The sequence below is a fragment of the Candidatus Fonsibacter ubiquis genome, assembly GCF_002688585.1.
Taxonomy (GTDB): domain Bacteria; phylum Pseudomonadota; class Alphaproteobacteria; order Pelagibacterales; family Pelagibacteraceae; genus Fontibacterium; species Fontibacterium commune.
Map to the genome: position 1 here is coordinate 298,808 of NZ_CP024034.1, position 25,743 is coordinate 324,550.

31 protein-coding genes are annotated in these 25,743 nt (G+C 31.5%); 22 read left to right on the plus strand and 9 right to left on the minus strand.

What is annotated here, in order from left to right; genetic code table 11:
- Nucleotides 1-13: 13 nt before the first annotated feature.
- Genes CR143_RS01655 through CR143_RS01670 form a run of 4 tightly spaced genes read left to right on the plus strand, consistent with a single transcriptional unit; the run spans nucleotide 14 to nucleotide 3,010 of the window.
- Nucleotides 14-811 carry an ABC transporter ATP-binding protein gene (locus CR143_RS01655; RefSeq protein WP_099340113.1) on the plus strand — a complete coding sequence of 266 codons (798 nt, stop codon included), beginning with the start codon at nucleotides 14-16 and terminating at the stop codon, nucleotides 809-811.
- On the plus strand, nucleotides 804-1,709 hold the full coding sequence (locus CR143_RS01660; protein ID WP_099340114.1) for a branched-chain amino acid ABC transporter permease: 906 nt from the start codon (nucleotides 804-806) through the stop codon (nucleotides 1,707-1,709). Before CR143_RS01655 ends, CR143_RS01660 begins: the two co-directional genes overlap by 8 nt.
- A gap of 3 nt (nucleotides 1,710-1,712) precedes the next feature.
- The gene (locus tag CR143_RS01665) at nucleotides 1,713-2,741 is read left to right on the plus strand and encodes a branched-chain amino acid ABC transporter permease (protein WP_099340115.1); all 1,029 of its coding nucleotides are present in this window, start codon (nucleotides 1,713-1,715) and stop codon (nucleotides 2,739-2,741) included.
- The gene (locus CR143_RS01670; protein ID WP_099340116.1) at nucleotides 2,699-3,010 is read left to right on the plus strand and encodes a hypothetical protein; all 312 of its coding nucleotides are present in this window, start codon (nucleotides 2,699-2,701) and stop codon (nucleotides 3,008-3,010) included. Before CR143_RS01665 ends, CR143_RS01670 begins: the two co-directional genes overlap by 43 nt.
- 6 nt (nucleotides 3,011-3,016) lie before the next feature.
- On the opposite strand, the gene CR143_RS01675 is transcribed toward CR143_RS01670, so the two are convergent.
- Nucleotides 3,017-4,687 carry a formate--tetrahydrofolate ligase gene (locus CR143_RS01675; RefSeq protein ID WP_099340997.1) on the minus strand — a complete coding sequence of 557 codons (1,671 nt, stop codon included), beginning with the start codon at nucleotides 4,685-4,687 and terminating at the stop codon, nucleotides 3,017-3,019.
- Nucleotides 4,688-4,875: 188 nt separating this feature from the next.
- Between CR143_RS01675 and CR143_RS01680 the strand changes: the two genes are divergently transcribed.
- The 3 genes from CR143_RS01680 to CR143_RS01690 are packed head-to-tail and all read left to right on the plus strand — an operon-like array spanning nucleotide 4,876 to nucleotide 7,678.
- Entirely contained in the window at nucleotides 4,876-5,973 is a 1,098-nt protein-coding gene (locus CR143_RS01680; RefSeq protein WP_099340117.1) for a Re/Si-specific NAD(P)(+) transhydrogenase subunit alpha, read from the plus strand.
- Complete coding sequence (locus tag CR143_RS01685; protein ID WP_099340118.1) at nucleotides 5,973-6,275, plus strand: proton-translocating transhydrogenase family protein; 303 nt, start codon at nucleotides 5,973-5,975, stop codon at nucleotides 6,273-6,275. Before CR143_RS01680 ends, CR143_RS01685 begins: the two co-directional genes overlap by 1 nt.
- Nucleotides 6,275-7,678 carry an NAD(P)(+) transhydrogenase (Re/Si-specific) subunit beta gene (locus CR143_RS01690; protein ID WP_169696850.1) on the plus strand — a complete coding sequence of 468 codons (1,404 nt, stop codon included), beginning with the start codon at nucleotides 6,275-6,277 and terminating at the stop codon, nucleotides 7,676-7,678. Before CR143_RS01685 ends, CR143_RS01690 begins: the two co-directional genes overlap by 1 nt.
- A 5-nt stretch (nucleotides 7,679-7,683) precedes the next feature.
- Here the strand turns inward: CR143_RS01690 and CR143_RS01695 are convergent, their stop codons facing one another.
- The 3 genes from CR143_RS01695 to CR143_RS01705 are packed head-to-tail and all read right to left on the minus strand — an operon-like array spanning nucleotide 7,684 to nucleotide 10,161.
- The gene (locus CR143_RS01695; RefSeq protein ID WP_099340120.1) at nucleotides 7,684-8,478 is read right to left on the minus strand and encodes an ABC transporter permease; all 795 of its coding nucleotides are present in this window, start codon (nucleotides 8,476-8,478) and stop codon (nucleotides 7,684-7,686) included.
- Nucleotides 8,475-9,212, minus strand: coding sequence for an ABC transporter ATP-binding protein (locus tag CR143_RS01700; protein WP_099340121.1), 738 nt, complete (start codon nucleotides 9,210-9,212; stop codon nucleotides 8,475-8,477). The genes CR143_RS01695 and CR143_RS01700 overlap by 4 nt, the downstream gene beginning before the upstream one ends.
- Complete coding sequence (locus tag CR143_RS01705; protein ID WP_099340122.1) at nucleotides 9,205-10,161, minus strand: L-threonylcarbamoyladenylate synthase; 957 nt, start codon at nucleotides 10,159-10,161, stop codon at nucleotides 9,205-9,207. Before CR143_RS01705 ends, CR143_RS01700 begins: the two co-directional genes overlap by 8 nt.
- 44 nt (nucleotides 10,162-10,205) lie before the next feature.
- Here CR143_RS01705 and CR143_RS01710 point away from each other — a divergent pair, with 44 nt between their 5' ends.
- The 3 genes from CR143_RS01710 to dxs are packed head-to-tail and all read left to right on the plus strand — an operon-like array spanning nucleotide 10,206 to nucleotide 13,257.
- Nucleotides 10,206-10,460: an exodeoxyribonuclease VII small subunit gene (locus tag CR143_RS01710; protein ID WP_099340123.1), complete on the plus strand. Its 255-nt coding sequence runs from the start codon at nucleotides 10,206-10,208 to the stop codon at nucleotides 10,458-10,460.
- A gap of 2 nt (nucleotides 10,461-10,462) precedes the next feature.
- Entirely contained in the window at nucleotides 10,463-11,347 is an 885-nt protein-coding gene (locus CR143_RS01715; protein WP_099340124.1) for a polyprenyl synthetase family protein, read from the plus strand.
- Nucleotides 11,347-13,257 carry a 1-deoxy-D-xylulose-5-phosphate synthase gene (gene dxs, locus CR143_RS01720; RefSeq protein ID WP_099340125.1) on the plus strand — a complete coding sequence of 637 codons (1,911 nt, stop codon included), beginning with the start codon at nucleotides 11,347-11,349 and terminating at the stop codon, nucleotides 13,255-13,257. Before CR143_RS01715 ends, dxs begins: the two co-directional genes overlap by 1 nt.
- Nucleotides 13,258-13,352: 95 nt before the next feature.
- On the opposite strand, the gene CR143_RS01725 is transcribed toward dxs, so the two are convergent.
- The 3 genes from CR143_RS01725 to hisI are packed head-to-tail and all read right to left on the minus strand — an operon-like array spanning nucleotide 13,353 to nucleotide 14,819.
- Nucleotides 13,353-13,733 carry a DUF2237 family protein gene (locus CR143_RS01725; protein ID WP_099340126.1) on the minus strand — a complete coding sequence of 127 codons (381 nt, stop codon included), beginning with the start codon at nucleotides 13,731-13,733 and terminating at the stop codon, nucleotides 13,353-13,355.
- A complete protein-coding gene (locus CR143_RS01730) occupies nucleotides 13,726-14,361 on the minus strand; it encodes a putative 2OG-Fe(II) oxygenase (protein WP_099340127.1) in 636 nt (211 codons plus the stop codon). Before CR143_RS01730 ends, CR143_RS01725 begins: the two co-directional genes overlap by 8 nt.
- Entirely contained in the window at nucleotides 14,361-14,819 is a 459-nt protein-coding gene (gene hisI / locus CR143_RS01735) for a phosphoribosyl-AMP cyclohydrolase (RefSeq protein ID WP_099340128.1), read from the minus strand. The genes CR143_RS01730 and hisI overlap by 1 nt, the downstream gene beginning before the upstream one ends.
- 71 nt (nucleotides 14,820-14,890) lie before the next feature.
- Between hisI and folE the strand changes: the two genes are divergently transcribed.
- The 11 genes from folE to serB all read left to right on the plus strand — a co-directional run bounded on the left by folE (nucleotide 14,891) and on the right by serB (nucleotide 24,259).
- The gene (gene folE, locus CR143_RS01740; RefSeq protein WP_099340129.1) at nucleotides 14,891-15,496 is read left to right on the plus strand and encodes a GTP cyclohydrolase I FolE; all 606 of its coding nucleotides are present in this window, start codon (nucleotides 14,891-14,893) and stop codon (nucleotides 15,494-15,496) included.
- Complete coding sequence (locus CR143_RS01745; RefSeq protein ID WP_099340130.1) at nucleotides 15,497-15,664, plus strand: zinc-finger domain-containing protein; 168 nt, start codon at nucleotides 15,497-15,499, stop codon at nucleotides 15,662-15,664.
- Entirely contained in the window at nucleotides 15,657-16,655 is a 999-nt protein-coding gene (locus CR143_RS01750) for an MDR family oxidoreductase (RefSeq protein ID WP_099340131.1), read from the plus strand. Before CR143_RS01745 ends, CR143_RS01750 begins: the two co-directional genes overlap by 8 nt.
- 2 nt (nucleotides 16,656-16,657) lie before the next feature.
- Nucleotides 16,658-17,548, plus strand: a complete 891-nt coding sequence (locus CR143_RS01755) for a LysR family transcriptional regulator (protein ID WP_099340132.1) — start codon at nucleotides 16,658-16,660, stop codon at nucleotides 17,546-17,548.
- A 24-nt stretch (nucleotides 17,549-17,572) separates the two neighbouring features.
- The gene (locus CR143_RS01760) at nucleotides 17,573-18,193 is read left to right on the plus strand and encodes a LysE family translocator (protein ID WP_099340133.1); all 621 of its coding nucleotides are present in this window, start codon (nucleotides 17,573-17,575) and stop codon (nucleotides 18,191-18,193) included.
- 3 nt (nucleotides 18,194-18,196) lie between these two features.
- Nucleotides 18,197-19,303, plus strand: coding sequence for an RIP metalloprotease RseP (gene rseP, locus CR143_RS01765; RefSeq protein WP_099340134.1), 1,107 nt, complete (start codon nucleotides 18,197-18,199; stop codon nucleotides 19,301-19,303).
- A gap of 148 nt (nucleotides 19,304-19,451) precedes the next feature.
- Nucleotides 19,452-19,727: an HU family DNA-binding protein gene (locus CR143_RS01770; RefSeq protein ID WP_099340135.1), complete on the plus strand. Its 276-nt coding sequence runs from the start codon at nucleotides 19,452-19,454 to the stop codon at nucleotides 19,725-19,727.
- Nucleotides 19,728-19,891: 164 nt separating this feature from the next.
- Complete coding sequence (locus CR143_RS01775) at nucleotides 19,892-20,563, plus strand: CADD family putative folate metabolism protein (RefSeq protein ID WP_099340136.1); 672 nt, start codon at nucleotides 19,892-19,894, stop codon at nucleotides 20,561-20,563.
- Nucleotides 20,564-20,636: 73 nt separating this feature from the next.
- Entirely contained in the window at nucleotides 20,637-21,797 is a 1,161-nt protein-coding gene (locus CR143_RS01780; RefSeq protein ID WP_099340137.1) for a phosphoserine transaminase, read from the plus strand.
- Nucleotides 21,790-23,382 carry a phosphoglycerate dehydrogenase gene (gene serA / locus CR143_RS01785; protein ID WP_099340138.1) on the plus strand — a complete coding sequence of 531 codons (1,593 nt, stop codon included), beginning with the start codon at nucleotides 21,790-21,792 and terminating at the stop codon, nucleotides 23,380-23,382. The genes CR143_RS01780 and serA overlap by 8 nt, the downstream gene beginning before the upstream one ends.
- Nucleotides 23,375-24,259 (plus strand): phosphoserine phosphatase SerB, encoded by an 885-nt coding sequence (serB, locus tag CR143_RS01790; protein ID WP_099340139.1) that lies wholly within the window; start codon nucleotides 23,375-23,377, stop codon nucleotides 24,257-24,259. Before serA ends, serB begins: the two co-directional genes overlap by 8 nt.
- On the opposite strand, the gene CR143_RS01795 is transcribed toward serB, so the two are convergent.
- A complete protein-coding gene (locus tag CR143_RS01795; RefSeq protein WP_099340140.1) occupies nucleotides 24,252-24,710 on the minus strand; it encodes a peroxiredoxin in 459 nt (152 codons plus the stop codon). The two genes, serB and CR143_RS01795, sit on opposite strands and share 8 nt — an antisense overlap.
- Before the next feature lie 49 nt (nucleotides 24,711-24,759).
- On the opposite strand from CR143_RS01795, the gene CR143_RS01800 reads away from it, so the two are divergent.
- A complete protein-coding gene (locus tag CR143_RS01800) occupies nucleotides 24,760-25,152 on the plus strand; it encodes a rhodanese-like domain-containing protein (RefSeq protein ID WP_099340141.1) in 393 nt (130 codons plus the stop codon).
- Here CR143_RS01800 and CR143_RS01805 read toward each other — a convergent pair whose 3' ends face one another.
- The gene (locus CR143_RS01805; RefSeq protein ID WP_099340142.1) at nucleotides 25,153-25,737 is read right to left on the minus strand and encodes a 2-hydroxychromene-2-carboxylate isomerase; all 585 of its coding nucleotides are present in this window, start codon (nucleotides 25,735-25,737) and stop codon (nucleotides 25,153-25,155) included. It lies immediately after the preceding gene.
- Between the last annotated feature and the right edge of the window lie 6 nt (nucleotides 25,738-25,743).

Below are 25,743 nucleotides of genomic sequence, written 5' to 3' on the forward strand. Positions count from 1 at the left end.
TTAAAAGTTTAATATGGTTGATAAAAGAAAATTTAAAATTGGCAAACCGATACTGGAAGTAAAAAATATTTCTTTAAGCTTCGGTGGAGTTAAGGCTATTACCAACATTTCTTTTAACGTCTTAGAGCATGAAATAAGGGCGATTATCGGACCTAATGGAGCTGGTAAAAGCTCAATGCTCAATTGCATTAATGGAATTTATAAACCTCAGGAAGGAAAAGTGCTTTTTAATGGGGAAGAAGTAAAACCCATTACACCAAATATTATGGCACAAAAAGGAATTTCTAGAACATTTCAAAATCTTGCTCTTTTTAAAAGAATGTCCGTCTTAGATAATATTTTAGTTGGAAGAAAGCTTCATACAAAATCTAGTTTTCTTGAAGTAGCCTTGCAACTCCCAAGGGCGACTAGAGAAGAAAAAATAAACAGAGAAAAATCTGAGGAGATTGTAAAGTTTTTAGAAATTGAAAATATTAAAAATACAGAAGTTGGAAAACTTCCCTATGGACTGCAAAAAAAAGTAGAACTTGGTCGTGCTCTTGCAACTGAGGCTCCCATATTACTTTTAGATGAACCAATGGCGGGCATGAATGTTGAAGAAAAAAGAGATATGTGCAGATTTATTTTAAAAATAAATGATGAACTTGGAACAACTATAGTTTTAATAGAACATGATATGGGAGTAGTTATGGATATTTCAGATCGTGTTGTCGTTTTAGACTATGGAAAAGTTATCGGAGATGATATTCCTGATGTGGTTAGAGCCGATCAAAAAGTAATTGATGCATACCTAGGAGTTGCCCATGACTGAGTCGATTTTATTTTTCTTTGAAGTTTTAGTTGGCGGATTATTGTCAGGAACAATGTATTCCCTAGTTGCATTAGGTTTTGTTCTTATTTACAAAGCCTCCGCTACATTTAATTTTGCACAGGGGGCCATGGTATTCTTTGCAGTCCTTTCATTCGTAGGATTTATGGAATATGGAATGCCATTCGCAGTAGCTTTTGTCGCAACTGTTTTTTTAATGATATTAGTTGGAATGCTTACAGAAAGATTGGTACTTCGCCCTTTAATGAATCAAAGCGAAGATACTGTTTTAATGGCAACAATTGGACTTGGATTTGTTTTAGAGGGTCTTGCACAAGCAAAATGGGGCGTTGAAGTTAGAAAACTAAGTCTTGGAATTGGAGATTTTCCTATTCCGTGGATTGCGGATAATTTAAAATTATTTATTAGTGCACTTGATTTAACAGCTGGTGTAGTTGCTTTAGGTATGATTGTTCTTCTTACTCTTTTATTCAAGTTCACAAAAATTGGACTTGGATTGAGAGCAGTTGCGGATGATGCTGGAGCTGCAAGTTCTATTGGAATTCCTCTAAAGCATATTATGCTACTGGTTTGGTCCACAGCCGGCGTTGTTGCTTTAGTTGCTGGAATGATGTGGGGAGCAAGGGCAGGTGTTCAGTTCGCTCTAATTGAACTGGCATTAAAAGCCTTGCCAGTTTTAATTATTGGAGGATTTTCATCAATTCCAGGAGCAATTGTTGGGGGTTTACTTGTTGGTGCAGTTGAAAAAATTTTAGAAGTTTACATAGGGCCATTTTTTAAAGGTGGTATCGAGGCTTGGGCACCTTATATGTTATCAATATTATTTCTACTTTATAGACCAGAAGGTTTATTTGGAGAAAAAATAATTAGGAGAGTTTAATTTATGAAACCTGTTTTTATGAGATATACAAAAAACGATATTATAAATTTTATTGTTTTGCTTGTACTAGGGTTTTTGGTCATACCAAATGTTATTAAATCTGATTATTGGTATACGTCCATTTTAATACCTTGGCTTTGTTTGACTATTGCAGCTTTAGGGCAAAATATTGTGATGGGGTATACAGGACAATTATCTTTGGGTGCTGCAGGTTTTATGTGTGCAGGAGCATATGCATGTTACAACATGATGCTGCGAATACAAGATATGCCTTTTTTAGGAGCATTAGTTTTATCAGGATTAATTGCAGCTGGTCTTGGAATTATATTTGGTTTGCCAAGTCTTCGAATTAGAGGAATTTATTTAATGGTTGCAACTTTAGCATCACAATTTTTTATTGTTTGGGTAATAGATAAATTTGGTTGGTTTAAGAACTATGACGTTTCTGGATCAACGACATTTCAGAAAATAGACATCAACGGAGTACCTTTTCACAGTGGATATATGATGTATCTTCTAGTTGCAATAATTGTCGTTATTATAACTATTCTTGCAATTAACATGGCGAGAGGTTCCACGGGTAGAAACTGGATGGCAGTAAGAGACATGGATATTGCCGCAGAGTCCATGGGCGTTTCACTCTTAAAAACTAAATTACAAGCTTTTGCAATTAATGCTTTCTTATGCGGTATAGCCGGCGCACTTTATACTTACACATATTTAAAAACAGTAGAACCATTTGCTGCTTTCAATATTAGTTTATCTTTTAAAATTATGTTTATGGCAATCATTGGGGGGCTTGGTACAATTTCTGGAGCATTTATAGGTGCGGCCTTTATTTTGCTTTTTCCAGTAGTGCTTAATGCAATTGGCAATAATCTTTTTCACGGTATGATTGATGCGACAATCATAAGTTCCATTGAGCAAATTGTATTTGGTGGATTAATCATAACTTTAATGATTTTTGAACCACTTGGATTTGCAAAATTATGGGAAACATTAAAACAAAAAGTAACAAGAATAAAATCTTAATTTATTTTATTATAGCAATCGTCATCACGGTTATTGTTTTAATAATAATATTATTTGCAACGCGTAAATCTCCATTGGAAAGATGCGCTGATGCTGGTCATATTTATATTTGGGGTGAACAAAATAAAGCATATATAAATAGAGGTTTTAAAGAAAAAATGAGTGATATTAAGACTTTTAAAGATTTTCCTTATGTAAAATTATTTTCAATTTGCGATCAAAGTCAAAAGCAGTATCCGGAAAAATTTGAGGAAAAGTGGGGAAAATAATAAAGTTTATAAACCAACAATTTTTCCACCAACATAATCAATATTTTCTGCAGATGGTTTTTTAGATAATCCTGGCATTGTCATTATATTCCCACAAATTATAACAATAAATTCAGCTCCAGCAGAAAATCGAATTTCACGAACTGCAATACTGTGATTTGAAGGCGCCCCTCTTAATTTTGGATCAGTTGAAAAAGAACTTTGAGTTTTTGCAATACAAATTGGCATATGTCCATATCCTGCATTCTGTAAATTTTGAATTTGTTCTTTGACTTTATCATCCATAGTAACTTCACTTGCTCTATAAATTTTCTTTGCAATTTTATTAATTTTTTCTATTAATGTGTCTTTGTCTTCATAGACATATTGCATTTTTTGATTAGAATTCTCACATAATTCAACAACAATTTTTGCAAGATCAACTGCTCCTTTACCACCATCACTCCAATGTGAGGCAAGTACAGTTTTAACATTTAATTTTTTCATTCTATCAAAAATTAATTGAATTTCTGCAGGCGTATCACTTGTAAATTTATTAATAGCTACGACACATGGTAAATTAAAAACTTTAGTCATGTTCTCTACATGTCGCTCTAAATTAACAAGTCCTTTATCAACAGCTACAACATCTTCTTTGGTTAAGTTAGAAAGCTCAGCGCCGCCGTGATATTTTATTGCTCGAATAGTTGCAACTAATACGGTTGCTGATGGCTGAAGATTGGATTTTCTACACTTTATATCTATAAATTTTTCAGCACCTAAATCAGCGCCAAAGCCAGCTTCAGTAACAACATAGTCTGCAATTTTTAATGCAGCTTTTGTAGAGATTACAGAATTACAACCGTGAGCTATATTTGCAAATGGTCCGCCATGAACAAATGCTGGATTATTTTCTAATGTTTGTACTAAATTTGGTGCTAACGCATCTTTCAAAAGCGCAGTCATTGCGCCAACCACTTTCAAATCCTTTGCAAGAATTGGTTGTTTTTTTTTATTATAAGCTACAACAATTTGTCCTATACGTTTTTTTAAATCTTCAATGGAAGTTGATAAACAAAAGATCGCCATGATTTCAGAGGCAGCTACAATTTCAAAACCTCCTTCATGAGGGAACCCTTCTTTCTTTTCATTTATTCCTAAAGTTATTTTACGAAGCGCACGGTCATTCATATCTACAGTGCGTTTCCATTGAATAGTTTTAATATCAATTCCTAATTCATTTCCGTGATAAATATGATTATCTAGTACTGCTGCTAATAAATTATGAGCTGCTGCAATCGCAGCAAAATCGCCGGTAAAATGCAAATTGATATCTTCCATTGGAACAATTTGCGCAAGCCCTCCACCTGCAGCACCCCCTTTAATTCCAAAGACAGGTCCTAAAGAAGGTTCACGTAAACAAATCATTGTTTTTTTACCAATACAATTTAGAGCATCACCTAATCCCACTGTGGTTGTAGTTTTTCCCTCACCTGCTGGAGTTGGACTTATGGCTGTAACCAAGATTAGTTTTCCGTCTTTATCATTTTTTAATTTATTTAAATAAGAGAATGAAACTTTTGCTTTATAGCGTCCATAATTTTCAAGATCATCTTCATGGATGCCCAAACGCTCTCTTGCCACATCAGCTATTTTTCGCATTTTAGCTTTTTGAGCTATTTCAATGTCACTAGGCATAATTAGTTTTGATAGTTTTTGATCATTAATCAAATACAGTATTTATAAGTTTCTTTAAAAGATACCAGAAAAACTAATAGCAATTATTGCGTGTATTATTTTCTCTTCTATTATTTCAAATTTATATTTGATAATAAACTGGTTCAATAATTTTTTAATTAATTTTAATAAATCAAAAGTTATCCAGAATGATATTAGGATCAGTAATTGATAGTGATATAAATGAAAAGCGCATAGCCATTTCTTTAGATACAATTAAAAAATATATTTCTAACGGATTTTCTGTTCAATTAGAAAAAGATTTTGGAAAAAACTCAAATATTAATGATAGTGAACTGCAAAAGTTAGGAGCAAAAATATTAACTAAAGAAGAAGTTTATAAAACTTCTGATATTATTATTAAAATTAACTGTCCAAATGAAACTGAAATTTCTTTAATAAAAGAAGGCGCTATATTAATTGGTAGTTTTTTTCCTCATTTAAACAAAGATAAAATAAATAAACTCTTAAAAAAAAATATTAAAATATTTTCTTTAGAGTTACTTCCAAGAATTACCAGAGCTCAATCAATGGATATTTTATCCTCACAGGCAAATCTAGCAGGATACAAAGCAGTTATAGATTCAGTTTATGAATTTAATAAAGCAGTGCCAATGATGATGACTGCCGCAGGCACAATAACTCCTGCAAAATTTTTTGTTATCGGAGCAGGTGTTGCGGGATTACAAGCTATTGCAACTGCAAAAAGATTAGGTGGAGTTGTATCTGCAACAGATGTAAGAGCCGCTTCAAAAGAGCAAGTTGAAAGTTTAGGGGGAAAATTTGTATTTGTTGAAAGTACAAAGAATTTAGAAACTAGTGGAGGCTACGCAAAAGAGCTAGATGAAGATGATAAAAAAAAACAAGAAGAATTATTAAAAACTACAATAAAAAATCAAGACATTGTGATTTGTACTGCTTTAATTCCAGGTAAAAAAGCTCCAAGAATTGTGACCGAAGAAATGGTCAAATCAATGAAGAGTGGTTCGGTTATTTGCGATTTAGCCGTTGAGCAGGGTGGAAATTCTGCTTTTTCAGAGCCAGGAAAAATTTCAATTGTAAATGGGGTAAAAATTATAGGATATAAAAATTTTCCTAGTAGAATTTCAGAAAGTGCGTCTATTTTGTTCGCAAAAAATATCTTAAACTTTTTAGAAATTATCTACGATAAAGTTGGTAAGAAGATAAAAATTGATGAGAATGATGAAATTATTAAAGCAGTTTATATAAATAAGGAGATTCATTAATGGAAATTGATCCAATTATATTTAGATTTGCTATTTTTATATTATCTATTTTTGTAGGTTATTACGTGGTGTGGAGTGTTACTCCTGCTTTACATACGCCTTTAATGTCAGTGACCAATGCTATTTCATCGGTCATTATTGTTGGAGCTTTAGTTGCTGTAGGTTTATCTCCAATTACTCAAGGATTTTTTGGAAAATTTCCAGGAATACTTGGCATTCTACTTGCTTCCATAAATATTTTTGGAGGTTTTTTAGTTACACAAAGAATGCTGAAAATGTACAAAAAAAATAAAAAGAAATGATCTCAGCTAATATTACAGCCTCATTATATTTAGTTACCGGCATATTATTCATTATGGCCCTAAGAGGTCTTTCATCTCCCGAAACTTCAAGAACTGGAAATTTTTTAGGAATTTTAGGAATGGGACTTGCGGTTATTGTCACGTTATTATCGCTTGGTGATATTAATCAAATAAAAGAAAATATTTTCTATATTTTAATTCCAATTATTATTGGAGGTTTAGTTGGTGGAATAATTGCATTTAGAGTTTCAATGACAGCAATGCCGCAACTTGTTGCTGGTTTTCATAGTTTAGTTGGTCTTTCAGCAGTGTTAGTTGGTATTGTTGCATTTTATAATCCTGCTTCCTTTGGAATAGGACAAGTTGGAAATATTAAAATCTTATCATTGGTTGAAATGTCGTTGGGAGTTGCAATTGGCGCTATAACTTTTTCAGGTTCTTGTATTGCTTTTTTAAAACTTCAGGGACTTATGTCAGGAAATCCAATTACATTTAAAGGACAACATTTAATAAATTTATTTATAGGATTGTTAATAATTTTTTTAATATTTTCATTTACAAAATTACAATCTGAAAATTTATTTTGGGCAATCATTATTATTTCAACACTCATAGGTTTTTTAATTATTATTCCAATCGGCGGAGCAGATATGCCCGTTGTGGTTTCCATGTTAAATTCTTATTCAGGTTGGGCTGCCGCTGGTATTGGTTTTACTTTAGAAAATATTGCATTAATTATCACTGGAGCATTAGTAGGCTCTTCTGGGGCCATTCTTTCGTACATCATGTGTAAAGGAATGAATCGATCACTGTTTAATGTTATTCTTGGTGGCTTTGGTGGCGACACTTCAGCTTCAACTGTTCAGAAAAATACCAAACCTGTTAAGCAAGGAGGAGCAGACGATGCGGCTTTTTTAATGAAAAATGCTTCATCGGTTATTATTGTACCAGGTTATGGAATGGCAGTAGCTCAAGCCCAACATGCTCTTCGTGAGATGGCAGATAAATTAAAAAAATTAGGTGTAAAAGTTTCTTACGCAATTCACCCCGTTGCTGGAAGAATGCCAGGACATATGAATGTTTTATTAGCTGAGGCAAATGTGCCTTATGATGAAGTTTTTGAACTTGAAAATATTAATAATGATTTTTCTAACACCGATGTTTCTTTTGTCATTGGAGCAAATGATGTGACTAATCCTGCAGCTAAAACTGATCCCAAAAGCCCTATTTTTGGAATGCCGATTTTAGATGTTGAAAAATCAAAGTCAGTTCTATTTGTTAAACGAGGTATGGCAGCAGGATATGCTGGCGTAGATAATGAGCTTTTTTATAAAGATAATACGCTAATGCTTTTTTCTGATGCAAAAAAGATGGTTGAAGAGATAATTAAAAATTTAGATTAATTAAATTATTCTCCAGTATTAATCAGTCCGCCTCGTTTTCTAGCTCCTTCAAATGATACTAAAAATACAACAATAGCTAATAAGGCGTAAACTAAATTTAGTATTAACGATTTTATAAAATAAACTGTATTAAAATTATTATTAAAAAGAACCTCTCTCATTCCCTCAAAAACATAAGTTTGTGGAAATGATAATGAAAGCCATCTTATCCATTCTGGTAAAGTTTCAATTGGGTAATAAATTGCACTTAATGGAGCTAATGTAAAAATTGCACCCCATGCTAAACTTTCAGCGGAAACACCAAAGCGAATAATTGCTGCAATAATAAAAATACCAAGAATCCAACCCGTAATAAGTAAACTTGAAAAGAAAAGCATTAAACTAAAACCCATTTGGAATAGAGAAAATGAATAAAGAGGAATTGCAAGCAGCGCTGCAGGAATAATTGCAATCACTGTTCTAATCAAACTTATAGTCATTAATGATAAGACCATCTCTAAGGGCTTTAATGGGCTTACAAATAATTGTCCCAAATTTCTTGACCAGATTTCTTCAAGAAAAGATAAAGAAAATCCTAATTGACTTCTAAATAATACATCCCATAACAATACTCCAGCGATCAAAACACCGCCAATCTGTAGTGCGGTATCGTTAGAGTAAGTTAGGTATTTAGCAATCAGTCCCCACAATATCATTTGAAATGTTGGCCAATACATAAGCTCTAGAATTCTTGGAAAAGATGTTTTGATTAAATAAAAATATCTTATTACAAGTGCAAAAATTCTAGCTAGTGATTTCATCTATTTCCTTCTCCTCTTGCAATTTTAAGAAAGACATCTTCTAATTTTTTCTTCCCATATTTTTTTAAAAGACTAGAAGGAGATCCTTGATCCGTAATCTCTCCATTCTTCATCATGATTACGCTGTCACAAAGTCTTGTCACTTCTTCCATATTGTGGCTTGCAAGAATGATAGCGGTGTTATGTTTTTTACAAAAATTTTCAAAAAAAGTTCTTATTCTATCTGCTGTATCAGGATCTAAAGAGGCCGTTGGTTCATCGAGAAATAGTATTTCAGGATCATTAATGATTGCTTTTCCAAGGCTTACTCTAGTTTTTTGACCCGAAGATAATTCACCTACCTTAATATCAAGTAAGTTTTCAAAACCTAATTCCTTTGCAATACTTTTAATTTTTTTATTTATATTAGCAACTCCATACAGCATTCCATAAACAAATAAATTCTGCCTAACTGTTAATTTTTTTGGAAGATCAACATAAGGGGATGAAAAATTTATTTTATTTAAAATTTTGTATCTATTCTTTGAAATGTCATGAGATAATATTTTAATACTTCCTGATGTTGGAGTTAACAAACCCAATAACATTGTAATAGTTGTAGTTTTGCCAGCTCCGTTAGCACCCAAGATTCCTTTTATTTCTCCTCTTTTTAAATCAAAGGAAATATTTTTAACTGCTTGATGATTGGTAAATTTTTTCGATAAATTTCTAACTTCAATAATATTTTCATTCATAAAAGGATGCTCTTTTTAACCTTTCATTTATTGCTTTACCTAAATCTTTATTTGGAATTTTATTTACACTAATCGATTCAAATTTTTTATTTTTTATTATTCTTAAAATATTAAAAAAGTTCTTAGCAGCATCCTTTAATTTTCCATTAATACTTAAATTAAATATATTATGATTATTGTAATTTTTTTTGCCAAAAACAATCAAAGCACCACCTTGGGTAGCTTTTTCTCTATTCATATAAATGGGAATGCCCGGAGAATAATGTAGACCAATCTGCCCTGGGGATTTTACAATTTTACTTTTATATTCAGTTAATTTTACCTTTAAAAATTTTTCTATAATTTTAGAGGAAAGCCCTCCTTCTCTTAAAATTTTAGGCGTCGTAGTTAAATCAATCACCGTAGACTCTATTCCAATTTTGCAAACTCCTCCATCAATGATCATCTTTACAGATTTGCCAAATTCTTCGGCAACATGTTTTGCTGTAGTTGGGCTTAAGGATTTTGATTTATTGGCACTAGGAGCTGCGAGTGGATATTTTAAAATACTTAATAATTTTATGATATTTTTTTCCTTTGGGATTCTTACTGCAATGGTATCAAGACCTTTGTTTGCAAGTTTTGAGATTTTAGAAATTTTTTTCTTTTTTAAGATATAAGTTAATGGTCCAGGTGAAAACTTTTTTACAAGTTTTAAAAAATTTTTATTAATGAACGCTTCTTTTTTTATACTTTCAATATTTTTAAAGTGAACAATTAATGGATTACGGCTTGGGCGTCTTTTTAAACTATAAATTTTTTGAATTGCTTTGTTATTATAAGCATTTGCAGCAAGTCCATAAACGGTTTCAGTTGGAACAGCTACTACACCACCGTTATCAACAATAATCTTTGCTTTGGTTAAATTATTATTTGTAGGTTTATAAATATTTGAATAGATATTTTTCATTAATTAATTAATATAAAAGAGTATTTTTTAAAAATGATACTTATATGAAAAAATCTAACAATTCTCCAGATATTACCAAGTTATCCTTCGAAGAAGCCCTAGAGCAACTGGAAGAAATTGTAAGTAAGTTAGAAGACGGTTCTATTAATCTTGAAGAGTCCATTGCAGAATATACTCGTGGCGTCCATCTTAAAAATCATTGCGAGACTAAATTAAAAGAGGCTACTTTAAAAGTTGAACAAATTACAATTGATAAAGATGGTAAATTTTCAACAAAGGAATTTATTAAAAATTCCTAACAATGTTGGATACTGAGAAAAAGATTGTAAAAGTTGCAAGTCACGTTGATATTTTTCTTAAAAATTACCTAAAAAAAAGAACTGAAAATACCAAACTGTTCAATGCTTTAAAGTACGGATTATTTTCTGGCGGAAAAAAATTTAGATCCTATTTAATAGTTACTTCAGGAAAACTTTTTAATCTAAATTATAAACAACTAATTGCTATAGGAGCTGCAGTCGAATGTATGCACTCTTATTCATTAATTCATGATGATCTTCCTAGTATGGATGATGATGATTTTAGAAGAGGAAAAAAAAGTACTCATAAAGTTTTTGGTGAAGCCACAGCAATACTAGCCGGTAACTCATTACTGACTTTAGCTTTTGAAATATTAAGCTCAAATAATATTAATATAAATGCTAAATCTAAAATTAATCTTATAAATGCTTTAGCATCTTCAGCAGGTCATTCAGGTATTGCAGGCGGTCAATACTTAGATCTTAAATTTGAAAAAATGAGAGTAAATAAAAATTTAATTATTGATATGCAAAATAAAAAAACGGGAGAGCTAATTAGTTTTTGTACTGAAAGTGCTGCAATTATGGCTAATAAAAATTCACACAGAAAACTTTTAAAAAGAATTGGTCTAGATATAGGTTTGCTTTTTCAAATTACCGATGATCTTTTAGATTTATATGGAGATAAAAATAAAACTGGCAAACCTACAAGAAGAGATAAACAAAAGGGCAAGGCTACAGTTATAAAAAGTCTTGGCATTAATAAAACCATAGAATTTTGTTATGAGCTATTAGATAACATCACTGATAAATTAGAAAATAAATATGGATCAAGGGCTAATAGCTTGGTAGATTCTGTAAACTTTTTACTTAGAAGAGACCATTAATGCCACATACACCATTATTAGATAAAATTAAAAACCCTCAAGATTTAAAGAAACTTCAAATTTCTGAGCTTAAAACTTTAGCTGACGAATTAAGACTAGAGTTAATTGATGCTGTTTCAGTCACAGGCGGTCACCTTGGCGCTGGTCTTGGCGTGGTAGAATTAACCATCGCTCTTCATTATCTATTCGATACTCCAAAAGACCGGTTAGTTTGGGATGTAGGTCATCAAGCGTATCCACATAAAATTTTAACAGAGCGAAGAGATAGAATTAGAACTTTGAGAAAAGGTGGAGGATTATCTGGATTTACTAAAAGATCTGAAAGTATTTACGATCCATTTGGCGCAGCTCACAGCTCAACTTCAATATCGGCTTCACTTGGAATGGCAGTTGCAAGAGATTTAGATGATAGAAATAATAATGTTATTGCCGTTATAGGCGATGGTGCCATGAGCGCAGGGATGGCCTATGAAGCCATGAATAATGCAGGCTCAATGAAATCAAGATTAATCGTTATCTTAAATGATAATGATATGTCCATCGCTCCACCTGTTGGTGCCATGAGATCATATCTTGCAAAATTATTGTCAGGAAAAACTTACATAGGATTTAGAGGATTTTTAAAGAAAATTGCATCTCTATTTCCAAGATCGATAAAAACTAGAGCTGCAAGATTTGAAGAATATTTTAGAGGCCTTGCTGTGGGGGGAACTTTATTTGATGAATTAGGTTTTTATTATGTTGGAACAATTAATGGTCACGATTTTGATCAACTCATTCCAGTTTTAAAAAATGTGAGAGACTCATCTCACAAAGGGCCCTTCTTAGTCCATGCGATTACTCAAAAAGGAAAAGGTTATAAACCTGCAGAAAGTTCAGATGATAAATATCATGGTGTTAATAAATTTGATGTGATCACTGGTGCGCAGGTAAAATCAACAGCCAACACTCCAACCTATACTAAAGTTTATGGCGATACTCTTGCTAAGCATGCAGAAATTGATAGCAAAATTATTGCAATCACAGGAGCAATGCCATCAGGAACAGGCGTTGATATATTTTCAAAAAAATTTCCAAAACGAACCTTTGATGTTGGAATTGCAGAACAACATGCAGTAACTTTTGCAGCAGGACTTGCAACAGAGGGGTATAAACCCTTTGCAACAATTTATTCTACATTTTTACAAAGAGCCTATGATCAAGTAGTTCATGATGTAGCCATTCAAAATCTACCGGTTCGATTTGCAATTGATCGAGCAGGGTTAGTTGGCGCAGATGGGCCAACGCATGCAGGTTCATTTGATATTACTTATCTTGCAACTCTTCCAAATTTTATAGTGATGGCTGCAAGTGATGAGGCTGAGCTTGTTCGAATGATTAATACTGCAGTGACAATAAACGATAGACCTTGCGCCTTTAGATATCCAAGGGGAAATGGTTATGGAGTAGAGTTGCCAAGTATTAAAGAGACCATTGAAATTGGAAAAGCAAGAATTATTCAAGAAGGAAAACAAATTTGCTTATTAAGTTTGGGCACAAGATTAGAAGAGTGTAAAATTGCAGCTAGTGAATTAAAAAATAAAGGAATAACAACAACGATTATTGATGCACGATTTGCAAAACCTTTAGATAAAGAATTAATTTTAAAATCTGCAAATACTCATGAAGTATTAATCACTATTGAAGAAGGTTCCATTGGTGGATTTGGCTCACACGTTGCAAATTTATTAGCTGAGAATGGAATTTTTGATAAGGGATTAAAATTTAGATCAATGATACTTCCAGATGTTTTTATTGATCAAGATACACCAGAGAAAATGTATGATGTTGCAGGATTGAATGCCAAGCATATTTCTCAAAAGGTTTTAGAAGTGTTTTTTAGTAAAGACGGAATAAGAGTCATTAAGTAAATTTAAATAAATATCCACATACACCCTTAAAAGTTGAAAATTTGATTCAAAATGGAATCAAAAGGGAATCAAAACGAGAACATCTGAACTTTGAATTATGAGATATCCACAGCAAACTTCTTTAAAGTGTCCATGGGTATGACTTCCAAGGTCTTTAAATGAGTTCTTCTGAGATAAATTTTGCATCCATGGCCAGCATCGATTGCGCGTTTTACCCAAATTGCACAAACGCACCAATTATCTCCATCTTTTAATCCCTCAAATCCAAATTCAGGATGAGGAGTAATTAAATCATTACCATTTTCCTTACACCAAATTAAAAAATCATCCGTTACTTTTGCACATACACAATGCATTCCAACATCTGTTTTGTCTGTGTTGCACGAACCATCTCTAAACCAACCGGTTACTGGATTCATAGAACAAGGCTCAATATCTTCACCTAGTACGTTTTTTTGTTTTGGAATTTTATTCATGTTTAAAAACGTTTGCTATTTTTTCATCAATGGTTGCATTAAATGAGAATGATCTTCGTTCATCACCCGATTGAAAAGGGTAAGCAGTGTGCATTAAGTAGTTTGGAAATAAGATCATATCACCAACTTTTGGCATATGATTATAAATACTTTTATTTAAAAAATTTCTTGATCCATGAATAAAATCAATTGTGCCATGGGTTTTTAAATTGTGTTTATGAGTTCTTTTATCTTCATTTAGAGATTTTGGAACTTTAAGATAACCAACCCCAGATATATGACCATCGTGATAATGAATAGGATTGTATTCATTTTCAAATTGGCGAACGACCCAAACATTTTTAATGTTAAATTTAGTTATTTTTTTATTTGTAGATTTTTCAACATAACTTTTCGTTGCTTTGTGTAAAAAATTTTTTAAATATTTATTAATAAATACTTTTGGAAGTTGTAATTCTTGACTAACTTGTCCAACTAACTCTTTGCTATAATCAAATCTTTTTGAAAGATTTTGATTATCAACAATTTTATCGATTTCTTTATTTATTTTATTTATAAGATTTTTTGGAATTTTTAATTTTGCAATTCTTGGACCAAAGGGAGCCAAGACATTTACATTATTAGTCATTATAATTTTGTAGGATTAGGTTGTCCTTTATAGACTATATTTGGATTAAATTTTTTTCTTTTTTCTTTAAATTTTAATTTAATATTCTTTTTAGTTTTTGAAGGTATCGATCTATAAAAACAAGACCTATAACCCACATGACAGCTTGCGCCTTGGCCAATATCAACTGAGATCCATACTGCATCTTGATCATCATCAATCCTAATATCTTTTACTTTTTGCACAAAGCCACTGGTGGCTCCTTTGTGCCATAAAGCTTTTCTTGATCTGCTCCAGTAAAAAGCTTCGCCAGTTTCAATTGTCTTCTTTAATGCAAGTTTGTTCATAAATCCGTGCATAAGAACTTCTTTAGTTTTGTAATCTGTAGTGATCACTGGAATTAAGCCATCTTTGTTGAATTTAGGGCTTAAATACTTGCCTTCTTCCACTTGCTTAATTGAGGTTCTTTTTTTAAACATTTATGAGAAAATTAATTTGTTCTAAGCATTTAGTATATATTATAACTTAACAAAAAATATAATCACTTTTAATGAACGTTACTGAATTAATAAAAAAGAAGTTAGAAAAAACTGTCACTAGAGAACAAGCGGAAGCTGCTATTAAAGTTTTACTTGCTTGGGCAGGGGAGAATCCAAAAAGAGAGGGTTTACTAGATACTCCAAAGCGGGTGATCAAAGCATTTGAAGAATATTTTTCAGGCTATTTAATCGACCCCTATAAAGATTTAGAAAAAACCTTTGGTGATGTTGAAGGATATGATGACATGGTGATCCAAAAAAATATTTCAATTTATAGTCACTGTGAACATCATATGGCACCTATCGTAGGTGTGGCTCATGTTGCTTATCTTCCCCATGAAAAAGTTGTAGGACTTAGTAAACTTGCAAGGGTAGTTGAGGCGTACTCGAGAAGATTACAAACCCAAGAGCGATTAACTATGGAAATTGCAAATACAATATTTAAGGGTTTAAAAGCCCACGGGGCTGCTGTGAGTATTGATGCTGTTCATCACTGTATGACTTCTCGCGGAATTAAAAAGCATGAGGCGACTACAGTTACTAATTATTTCACTGGAATCTTTAAAGAAAGTCATAATCTTCAAAATCGTTTCCTTCATTATATTGGTCAGAAATAAATGTTAGATCAAGTCGTTGTTGATGCTGATATAGAATCTGTTTCTTGTAATGGTGGCGATGATGATGTGGGCCACCCGACCGTATATTATAATTTTGGAGAAAAATCTGAAGTTGTTTGTGGGTATTGTGGAAAAAAATTTTTAAAGAAAAAAAATAATCATGAGTAATTTTAAAGCAATCGTTCTTAATAAAACAGGTGAACAATTTACACGTGAAGTAAAAAGTGTTGATAAAAGTTTTTTAATACACGGTGATGTTTTAGTTAAAGTAGATTATTCAGACTTTAATTATAAAGATGGAATGATTTTAAAAAATGGCGGAAGTTTAGTTAAAGATTATCCCCACATTCCAGGAATAGATTTTGCAGGCACCGTTGAAGAAAGTAAAAGCGATAAATTTAAAACCGGCGATAAAGTTATATTAACCGGCTGGCGAGTTGGTGAAATTTATTATGGGGGTTACTCTCAGTATGCAAAAGTTGATGCAAATTTTTTAGTCAAAGCTCCAAAAGAAATTTCAACAAAACATGCAATGGCAATTGGTACCGCAGGTTTTACCGCTTTATTATGTTCCTTTGCCGTTCAAGCAAGGGAGACAATTCTTTTGGGTGAAAAAGTAAATGATGTCCTTGTAACTGGTGCAACAGGTGGAGTTGGAAGTGTGGCGGTGATGATTTTATCTAAGATGGGTTACAAAGTTCATGCCCTTACAGGAAAAAAAGATAAAACTGATTTTTTAAAAAAACTTGGCGCTAGCGCTGTTTTAGATCGATCGGAATTAGAAGGGGAAACAAGGCCATTAGATAAAGGCCTTTTTGACTGTGTTGTGGATACGGTTGGTGGAAAAGTTTTAGCTAAAGCTTTAACGCATACTAAGCCCACAGGAATTGTTGCTGCCTGCGGACTTACCAATAGTTTTAAATTAGAGACAACTGTTATGCCTTTTATTATTCGAGGCGTTAAATTATGGGGAATTAATTCAGTGGATACTCCAATGAAAAGAAGAGAATTTGTGTGGTCGCAAGCTGCAAATTTAATAGATATGAAAAAGTTAGATGAAATTACTCAAATCTGGAGTTTATCAAAGTTGATTGATTCATATGATAAAATATTAAAAGGAGAAGTTGCAGGTCGAGTAGTCATCGATGTAAATCAATAATTATGGATTGGGATAAACTTAAAATTTTTCATGTAGTTGCCCAGGCCGGAAGTTTTACTGAAGCATCAGGAACTTTAAATTTAAGTCAATCTGCCATAAGTCGTCAAATTCAATCTTTAGAGCAAACGTTAAAAACATCATTATTTGAAAGACATGCAAGAGGTCTTTCTTTAACTGAAGATGGTGAAACTTTATTTAAAACAGCAAATGAAGTCATCGTGCATTTAAAAGATGTTGAGACGTCTTTAATGGAGAAAAAAAATAAACCATCAGGAAAGTTAATCGTTACAACCGTTGTTGGCTTTGGAAGTATCTGGTTAACACCTAGAATTAAAGAGTTTATGGATAAGTATCCTGAAATGGAAGTTGAAGTGATTGTAACAGATAAAGAATTAGATTTAAGCACACGTGAGGCTGATGTTGCGGTTTGGATGAGACAACCCACTCAGTTAAGCTACATTCAAAAAAAATTAATCGATATAAATTATCACATTTACGGATCGCCAAAATATTTGGAAGAAAATGGTTATCCAAATAATGTTAAAGATTTAGATAAACATAAATTTATTGTTTACGGTAAAGGAACTCCATCTCCGTTATCACAGACGGATTGGATTTTAAAAGTTGGTAAAAAAGATTCATCAAAAAGAAAACCTGTAATGCGAGTGAATAATATTTATTCTTTATTGCTTGCTGTTGAAAGCGGAGTAGGTTTAGCAGCGCTGCCTGATTATATGGTTCAAGAGAAAAGTACACTTATAAAAGTTTTACCAAATGTGGATGGCCCAAAATATGAAGCACATTTCGTCTATCCTCAATCATTAAAAAATGTAGCACGTGTTAAAAGTTTTAGAGACTTTATCTTTGATAAAGTAAATGAGTGGCGTTTTTAATTTTAAAATTTTTAATTTAAATAAATGTTAACTTTTCTTATTGGAGTTTTATCAGGATTTTGTCTTGCTTTGCCTGTTGGTGTCGTTGCATTGATGTGTATAAATAAAACATTACAATTTGGATTTAAATCTGGACTTGCTGTTGGCTTAGGTGCAGCTTTTGCAGATGCATTTTATGCACTCATTGCAATTTACAGCTTAACGACTATTTCAAATATCTTTCTGCAAAATCAAGAGATTATGAGAATTATTGGTGGTCTTTGCTTAATCTTTATATCAATTCGAATGATATTTAGTGGTCCAGTTGTTATTGAAACAAAAGAAGTTTCCTACAGTAAATGGCCACAGGATATTATTTCAGGATTTGTTATCACGCTTAGCAATCCTTTAACTTATATTGGTTTTATAGCCTTATTATCTTATATGCATTTAGTATTTAGAAATTTTAACTCACAATTAGTTTTAAATTTTTCTCTGGGTGCCTTGGTGGGTTCGTTAATTTGGTGGTTAATTTTAATTGAGTTTGCAAGATTCTTAAAAAATAAAGTAAATTCTACTTTTATAAAACGATCTAATATTATTTCAGGATTTGTAATCTTGGGTTTTGGTGTACTTGTAATTTTATCAACCCTTGGTAATAATTAATTTATGGGTTTTTTAAATATTATTATCCCTTTTATCATTTTAATTTCTATCGTGGTATTCGTCCATGAGTATGGCCATTATTATTATGCTAGAAAATATGGTGTTAAAGTAACAGATTTTTCAATTGGTTTTGGAAAAGAATTATTTGGTTGGACAGACAAACATGGAACACGTTGGAAATTATGTTTAATTCCCCTAGGTGGTTATGTAAAATTTTTTGGAGACGTTAATCCAGCTAGTCAGCCTGACCAATTATCTAAGTTTTCCGATGAAGAAAAAACTTACTTACTTTCAACTAAAAAATTATATCAACGAGCAATCATTGTATCTGCAGGACCAATTGCCAATTTCATTTTAGCGTTAGTAATTTTTGCATGTGTATATATGTTTTTTGGTAAAGATTTTTCCGTTCCAGTAATTCAAGATGTAAAAGTAGACAGCCCTGCTTATAAAGCTGGTTTAAAAAAAGGCGACCAAATTACCTCTATTAATGATAAGACTATTAATAGTATTACAGAAGTTTCCCAATCAATTTCTTTATCTGATACTAATTTAATTAAAATTACAGTCTTGCGAGATAAAAAAGAATTCGATTTTCAAATTCAAGCAATTGTTCAAGAAGGAAAAGATAATTTAGGAAATAATATCAATCGTAAAATGATTGGTATTCAAATTGTTCCATTAAATAATGAAATCAATAGACAAAGATTAGGACCTTCAAAGGCTATTTACCACTCTTTGAAAGAAATTTGGTTTACTATCTCAACAACCATGAGCTATATCGGTAAAATGATTGTTGGTACTGAAAAAGCTGACCAACTTGGTGGACCAATTAAAATTGCACAAATCTCCGGACAAGTTGCTGAACTTGGAATTATTCCTTTCTTATCCATCATGGCTTACATTTCCATCAGCTTGGGGTTAATTAATCTATTTCCAATTCCATTATTAGATGGAGGTCATTTATTATTTTACTTTTATGAGTTTGTTAGAGGCAAACCCTTAAGTGAAAAAATGCAAACTTACTTCTTTAAATTCGGTTTATTTGTACTTTTAACTTTAATGTTTTTTTCCACTTATAATGACCTTAAAGGTCTGGGTCTTTTTTAAAAAGTCATATAAAACAGCGTTTTAACCCAAAAGCCTTAAAAATCATATCAACATGTAGTGTTCGAAAAATAAGCAAATACTACATTTATGTTGATTTCCTAGGTTTTTTAAACATTATTTAAATATTAACGAATCAAAAGGGTTAAAAATGAACAAAAAACAATTAGTGGCTAAAATAGCTACTGCTTGCAATATGGGCAAAAGTGATGCCGAAAAAACCTTTGATAAAATACAAGATATCATTCTTGACTCACTGAAGAATGATGAAACTGTAAAAATCGCAGGTTTTGGTACGTATAAAGTTGCAAAAAGAAAAGCTAGAACTGGAAGAAATCCAAGAACAGGAGAAAGTATCCAAATCGCAGCTTCTCAAAAAGTTAAGTTTTTGCCAGCAAAAGCTTTAAAGGAGATGTTCAATAAGTAATTCTGTTTTTAATAACTCAGCCATCACCGGCTGAGTTATTAAATTAAATTCTCCTTATATTTTTCAATTAATTTAGTCTTTTTTTTAAATTTTTTTTCAACCTTAACTTGTTTGTATATAAATTTAATTAATTTATAACTTAAATAAACAATTTGGAGAAAAACATGTTTTCTAAAGAACTAAATGCAAAATTAGATGAATTTCATCTTCTAAAACATCCATTCTATCAAGCATGGAATGAAGGTAAATTATCAAGAGAAATTATTAAAGATTACGCTGAGCAATATTATCATCACGTAAAAGCATTTCCTCGCTACATTAGTGCAACTCACTCAATTTGCGAAAACATTGCTGATAGAAAAATTCTATTAGAAAATTTAAATGATGAGGAAGATAAAAATAACGATCACCCTAAACTATGGAAACAATTTGCGGTAGCTTTAGGAGCTGATGAAAATGAAATCGAAAAAGTAAAATTAGAAAAATTCACATCTGAGATGATTGATAATTTCTTTAAACAAGGAAGATCAACATATGCTGAAGGACTTGCTTCTTTATACACTTATGAAAGGCAAATTCCTGAGATCGCCGATGTTAAGATTGAAGGTCTTAAAAAATTTTACGGTGTAAATTCAGAATCTGGACTTGCATTTTTTGAAACTCATAAAAAAGCTGATGTTTATCATAGACAAGAGTGCGAAGTGTTACTTGATAATCTTTCTAAAGAAGATCAAGCAAAAGCTGAGAAAGCAGCTCTTTCAACTGCAAAATATCTCTGGAATTTTCTTTCAGGCGTAGCTCAAAAACATAATCTAAACGTTCAAGCAGCGGCCTAATTAAGTTTTTTTTAAATATCCTGTGGCAAATTAAGCCACAGGATATTTTTGCATTTAGTTTAAAATATTAATTATGACAGTCGAAAGACCCAATTCAAAACCCGATAGAGCTTTTTTTTCATCAGGTCCTTGCGCAAAAAGACCTGGTTGGTCAATTTCTAATATCCCAACATTTACATTAGGTAGATCGCATCGATCAAAAATTGCAAAAGAGAAATTAAAAGAATTAATTACTTCATCAAAATCATTATTAAAACTTCCAAGCGATTATAAAGTTGGAATAGTTGCCGGTTCAGATACGGGTGCGATTGAAATGGCAATGTGGAGTTTGCTTGGAGCAACGGGAGTTGATGTTTTAGGATGGGAAAATTTTGGTAATGATTGGGTTAAAGATGCAGTCAGCCAACTAAAAATAAAAAATTTAAATGTGCATAAAGCAGATTATGGAAAGCTACCTGATTTAACAAAAGTCGATTTTAATAATGATGTTATATTTACATGGAATGGAACAAGTTCTGGAGTGTGTCTACCTGATGCAAATTGGATAAAAGAAGACCGAAAGGGCCTTACACTATGTGATGCAACATCATCCGTTTTTGCAATGCCAATGGATTGGACAAAATTAGACGTAATTACCTGGTCATGGCAGAAGGTGTTAGGAGGCGAGGCTGCCCATGGAATGATTGCATTATCCCCTAAAGCTTTAGAGAGATTAAAAACCTATCAACCTAGTTGGCCAATTCCTAAAATATTTAGACTTGCTGAGGATAAAAAAATATTAGAGGGAGTTTTTGAAGGCGAGACAATCAATACTCCATCAATGCTTTGCGTTGAAGACTGTATAGATGCATTATTATGGATTGAGTCTATCGGTGGATCTGAAGGAGCAATAAAAAGATCGAAGAAAAATTTAGAAGAAGTTAAGTTTTTTGTTAAAGAAAATAAAGATTGGATTGATTTTTTAGCAGAGAAAGAAAATACAATTTCATCAACCAGTATTTGTTTAAAGATTACTGATCCAAAATTTAAAAAATTAAGCAAAGATGAACAGGCTGCAAAATTAAAGACTATTAATCAAATATTAGAGAAAGAAAATATTGCTTATGATATAAATTCTTATAGAACTGCACCTGCAGGCTTTAGAATCTGGGGTGGTGCAACGGTTGAGTCTACTGACATTGAAAAATTACTTCCTTGGATCAAGTGGGCTTATTTGACAAATTTAAATGTATAAAGTTTTAATAGCAGACAAACTTAGTAATGAGGCGTTAGCCATTTTTAAAGAAAATGGAATTGAAGCTATTACTAAAACTGATCTTGATGCAAAATCATTAATAAAAGAATTACAAGATTGTGATGCTTTAGTTGTAAGATCTGCAACAAAAGCAACTAAAGAAGTAATAGAGTCATGCAAGAAACTTAAAGTCATCGGTAGAGCAGGAATTGGAGTTGATAATGTAGATCTTGATGCTGCAACAAGTAATGGCAAAGTTGTAATGAATACTCCATTTGGAAATTCAATTACAACAGCTGAGCATGCAATTACATTGCTTTTATCTACTGCAAGACAAATTCCTTATGCAGACAAAACCACCCATGAAGGTAAATGGGAAAAATCTACTATTAAAGGGGTTGAGGTTACTGGTAAAATTTTAGGAATTATTGGCTGCGGTAATATTGGAACAATTGTTGCTCAACGTGCATTAGGTTTGCAGTTTAAAGTAATTGTGTTTGATCCATTCCTTCAAGATAAAAGAGCTTTAGAGCTTGGAGTAGAAAAAGTAACATTAGATGATTTGTTCAAAAGATCAGATTTTATAACACTTCATACACCCCTTAATGAAAAAACAAAAAATATCGTAAGCAAAGACTCCTTTAAAAAAATGAAAAAGGGAGTTCGTATTGTTAATTGTGCACGCGGAGGACTTATTGATGAAGCTGCTTTAAAAGAAAATTTAGAAAGCGGACATGTTGCAAGCGCTGCTCTAGATGTATTTGTGGAAGAACCACCAAAAGGAAGTCCTTTATTAGGAACTAAAAACTTAATTTTAACGCCACATTTAGGAGCATCCACAACAGAAGCTCAAGAAAAAGTTGCTGTACAAATTGCAGAGCAAATATCAGATTATTTAAAAACAGGCGCAATCACCAATGCAGTTAACACTTTTTCTTTAACAGCAAAAGAATATCAATCTGTTAAACCATTCTTAAAGTTATCAAGTTTGTTAGGAGGCTTTGCTGGTCAATTAACTGAAAACGCTATTAGATCTGTTCAAATAGAATTTGAAGGAACAGCAACAAATGTAAATAGCACCCCGATTACACAAACTATTATTTACAGTTTATTAAAACCAACAACAGAAAGTGTTAATGTTATTAACTCTGTTTTAGTTGCAAAAAGTAAATCGATTTCAATTTCAGAAGTTAAACATCAAAAAGAAAATGATTATCAATCGTTGATTAAATTAACTGTCACAACAGATAAACAAACTCGCTCTGTGTCCGGAACTATTTTTGGTGGTAAAGCAAGAATTGTTGAAGTTAAAGGAATTAAAATAGAGGCAGATCTATCAGAGCATAACTTATATGTCTCAAATCAAGATAAACCTGGTTTTATTAAAGACTTATCAAAAATTTTAGCTGATAATAAAATTAATATAGCTACTTTTCATTTAGGTAGATTAAGCAGTGGCGGGGAGGCGATTGCTATTATTTCAACAGATAATAAGATTGAAAATTCAGTTGTTGAAAGTATAAAAAAAATTCCATTAGTAATACAGGCAAAATATATTCAATTTAAAGACAAAGAGAATGAATAGTTCTTCTGAGCTAGTCTGTACTTTCGTAGCCAAGAATAAATTAAATCATAAAAGAATAATAAATTTTTTCTCAAAAATTCAAAATACTAATGATTACAAAATACTTTCCAATAAAGCTCTCGATCTTTATTGTGATGATATAGGTAAAAAAAAAAGAGATAGACTTAGAAATTTTTGTTTTAAAAATAAAATTGATATTTGCATTCAGCTAGCAAAATGGAGAAAGAAGAAAATATTTCTAGCAGACATGGATGCCACAATGATCAAAGATGAAACTTTAGATAATCTTGTAAAATTTGCTGGAATAAAAGTAGATATTGATAAATTAAGTAAACTTGCAATGGATGGAAAAATTAGTCTAAGAGATACATTAAAATTTAGAGTTAGTTATTTAAAAGGTAAAAGTGCAAATCTTATCAAACAAGTAATTAATAAAATTAGATTTAATGAAGGGTCGAAGGTTTTATTAAAAACTCTTAATAAAAATGGTTATCATACGAGTTTAGTCACTGGTGGGTTTCAGCCAATCTCCACTTATGTTGGAAAATTTTTAGGATTTAAAAAAGTGATTAGTAATAGATTTGTAATAAAAAATAATAAATTTACAGGTAAATATATTCCAATTACCGGCAAGCAGAATTCAAAATTGGTTTATTTAAATGAGATTTGTAAGCAAAAAAAATTAAATAAATTCAAAGATACTATTTGTGTGGGCGATGGAGCAAATGATCTTGGTATGTTACAAAATTCTGGTCTTGGTATAGGTTATTATCCGCATTCAATTGTAAAAAAAACAGTCGATAACAATATCCAATTTACTGATCTAAAAACAATTTTATTTTATTTGGGTTTTACTGAAAAAGAATTTTCTAAATAACTTCTTTTAAAAAGTTTAATACTTCTTTAGCGTGATCTTTGACTTTAACGTTATTCCATATTTTTATAATTTTTCCCTTAGGGTTAATTAAAACAGTTGTTCTTTTAATTCCCATAAATTTTTTTCCATACATACTTTTTTCTCCCCAAGCTCCATATTTCTTAAGAGCTATCATTTTTTCATCTGATAACAGTTGAAATGGAATTTTAAATTTATTGATAAATTTTTTATGACTTTCAATACTGTCCTTTGAAATTCCTACAATCTCACAGTTTGATTTTTTAAATTGTTTATATAATTTTGTAAAATCTTTAGCTTCATTAGTGCAGCCTGGCGTATTATCTTTTGGATAAAAATAAATAACTATAAATTGATTTTTACTCTTTTTGAGTTGAAATTCACTATTGTTAGATGAAGGAATTTTAAAGTCAGGAGCTGATTTTTTATCCATTGCTAATATTATATTAAAAAAATGAAAAATACTTTATAAAATATTTTAAATGAAGATTAAATCACATAAGCAATTAGTAGAAGAGGCGAGTTTGGAAATTGAAAATTTAACTCCTGAGGACGTTAAATTAAAATTAGATGACAATATTATTTTGATAGATATTAGAGATATAAGAGAATTGTGGAGAGAAGGAACCATTGAGAACTCCAAACATATACCAAGAGGAATGTTAGAATTTTGGCTTGATCCAAGTAGTCATTATTATAAAGAAGAATTTTCTATTGAGAAAAGAAAGATATTGTTTTGTGCTCAGGGAATGAGATCAGCTCTTGCTACTAAAACTTTAAAAGATATGGGTTTTACGAATGTTGCCCATGTTAAGGGCGGGTTTGAGGCATTAAAGAAATCTAATTTTAAAATTGTAGAAGTTAAGAAAAAATAATTATTTTTTTGCTTCATTAAGTGCAAACTCTAATCGGTCTTGTCCCCAAAACATTTTTCCATTTACTATAAAACTAGGAACTCCAAATACACCTAGTTCAAAAGAGTCATTGGTTCTTTTAACAAGATCATTCTTTATTACAGGGTCATTATACTTTAAAGAAAACAAATCAGAATTTATGTCTTGGCTTTTAATAAATTTTAAAAAAACCTCCTCATCATTCATATTCATTGAGTCCACCCAAATTGCATTAAATGCTTTGTCTATAAAGGATCTAAAAAAATTATCTTTCTGAGCAACCAGCGCTGCTCTCATTAGATTAAGAGATTTTATAGGAAAGTATCTGTTGAATTGATACTTAACTTTATATTTGTCAGCCCAAAGTTTGCAGTCTTTGATTAAGTATTTAGCTTTGAGTGGAATAAATGCTGGAGCTGTAATCCCGGCTAATTTATGAAGACCTCCGACCAAAACAGGTATATAATTTACTTTTTCGCCAGTTTCTTTTTCAAATTTTTTTATTTGGGTGTGAGCTAGATATGAATAAGGACTTCCAAAATCAAAATAGAAATCTATTTTTTTCATGAGTAT

What these genes read in the sequence shown, in the direction of transcription:
- CR143_RS01655 (WP_099340113.1), top strand. Translation starts at nt 14, where the DNA reads ATGGTTGATAAAAGAAAATTTAAAATTGGCAAACCGATACTGGAAGTA.
- CR143_RS01660 (WP_099340114.1), top strand. Translation starts at nt 804, where the DNA reads ATGACTGAGTCGATTTTATTTTTCTTTGAAGTTTTAGTTGGCGGATTA.
- CR143_RS01665 (WP_099340115.1), top strand. Translation starts at nt 1,713, where the DNA reads ATGAAACCTGTTTTTATGAGATATACAAAAAACGATATTATAAATTTT.
- CR143_RS01670 (WP_099340116.1), top strand. Translation starts at nt 2,699, where the DNA reads ATGGGAAACATTAAAACAAAAAGTAACAAGAATAAAATCTTAATTTAT.
- CR143_RS01675 (WP_099340997.1), bottom strand. Translation starts at nt 4,687, where the DNA reads ATGCCTAGTGACATTGAAATAGCTCAAAAAGCTAAAATGCGAAAAATA.
- CR143_RS01680 (WP_099340117.1), top strand. Translation starts at nt 4,876, where the DNA reads ATGATATTAGGATCAGTAATTGATAGTGATATAAATGAAAAGCGCATA.
- CR143_RS01685 (WP_099340118.1), top strand. Translation starts at nt 5,973, where the DNA reads ATGGAAATTGATCCAATTATATTTAGATTTGCTATTTTTATATTATCT.
- CR143_RS01695 (WP_099340120.1), bottom strand. Translation starts at nt 8,478, where the DNA reads ATGAAATCACTAGCTAGAATTTTTGCACTTGTAATAAGATATTTTTAT.
- CR143_RS01700 (WP_099340121.1), bottom strand. Translation starts at nt 9,212, where the DNA reads ATGAATGAAAATATTATTGAAGTTAGAAATTTATCGAAAAAATTTACC.
- CR143_RS01705 (WP_099340122.1), bottom strand. Translation starts at nt 10,161, where the DNA reads ATGAAAAATATCTATTCAAATATTTATAAACCTACAAATAATAATTTA.
- CR143_RS01710 (WP_099340123.1), top strand. Translation starts at nt 10,206, where the DNA reads ATGAAAAAATCTAACAATTCTCCAGATATTACCAAGTTATCCTTCGAA.
- CR143_RS01715 (WP_099340124.1), top strand. Translation starts at nt 10,463, where the DNA reads ATGTTGGATACTGAGAAAAAGATTGTAAAAGTTGCAAGTCACGTTGAT.
- dxs (WP_099340125.1), top strand. Translation starts at nt 11,347, where the DNA reads ATGCCACATACACCATTATTAGATAAAATTAAAAACCCTCAAGATTTA.
- CR143_RS01725 (WP_099340126.1), bottom strand. Translation starts at nt 13,733, where the DNA reads ATGAATAAAATTCCAAAACAAAAAAACGTACTAGGTGAAGATATTGAG.
- CR143_RS01730 (WP_099340127.1), bottom strand. Translation starts at nt 14,361, where the DNA reads ATGACTAATAATGTAAATGTCTTGGCTCCCTTTGGTCCAAGAATTGCA.
- hisI (WP_099340128.1), bottom strand. Translation starts at nt 14,819, where the DNA reads ATGTTTAAAAAAAGAACCTCAATTAAGCAAGTGGAAGAAGGCAAGTAT.
- folE (WP_099340129.1), top strand. Translation starts at nt 14,891, where the DNA reads ATGAACGTTACTGAATTAATAAAAAAGAAGTTAGAAAAAACTGTCACT.
- CR143_RS01745 (WP_099340130.1), top strand. Translation starts at nt 15,497, where the DNA reads ATGTTAGATCAAGTCGTTGTTGATGCTGATATAGAATCTGTTTCTTGT.
- CR143_RS01750 (WP_099340131.1), top strand. Translation starts at nt 15,657, where the DNA reads ATGAGTAATTTTAAAGCAATCGTTCTTAATAAAACAGGTGAACAATTT.
- CR143_RS01755 (WP_099340132.1), top strand. Translation starts at nt 16,658, where the DNA reads ATGGATTGGGATAAACTTAAAATTTTTCATGTAGTTGCCCAGGCCGGA.
- CR143_RS01760 (WP_099340133.1), top strand. Translation starts at nt 17,573, where the DNA reads ATGTTAACTTTTCTTATTGGAGTTTTATCAGGATTTTGTCTTGCTTTG.
- rseP (WP_099340134.1), top strand. Translation starts at nt 18,197, where the DNA reads ATGGGTTTTTTAAATATTATTATCCCTTTTATCATTTTAATTTCTATC.
- CR143_RS01770 (WP_099340135.1), top strand. Translation starts at nt 19,452, where the DNA reads ATGAACAAAAAACAATTAGTGGCTAAAATAGCTACTGCTTGCAATATG.
- CR143_RS01775 (WP_099340136.1), top strand. Translation starts at nt 19,892, where the DNA reads ATGTTTTCTAAAGAACTAAATGCAAAATTAGATGAATTTCATCTTCTA.
- CR143_RS01780 (WP_099340137.1), top strand. Translation starts at nt 20,637, where the DNA reads ATGACAGTCGAAAGACCCAATTCAAAACCCGATAGAGCTTTTTTTTCA.
- serA (WP_099340138.1), top strand. Translation starts at nt 21,790, where the DNA reads ATGTATAAAGTTTTAATAGCAGACAAACTTAGTAATGAGGCGTTAGCC.
- serB (WP_099340139.1), top strand. Translation starts at nt 23,375, where the DNA reads ATGAATAGTTCTTCTGAGCTAGTCTGTACTTTCGTAGCCAAGAATAAA.
- CR143_RS01795 (WP_099340140.1), bottom strand. Translation starts at nt 24,710, where the DNA reads ATGGATAAAAAATCAGCTCCTGACTTTAAAATTCCTTCATCTAACAAT.
- CR143_RS01800 (WP_099340141.1), top strand. Translation starts at nt 24,760, where the DNA reads ATGAAGATTAAATCACATAAGCAATTAGTAGAAGAGGCGAGTTTGGAA.
- CR143_RS01805 (WP_099340142.1), bottom strand. Translation starts at nt 25,737, where the DNA reads ATGAAAAAAATAGATTTCTATTTTGATTTTGGAAGTCCTTATTCATAT.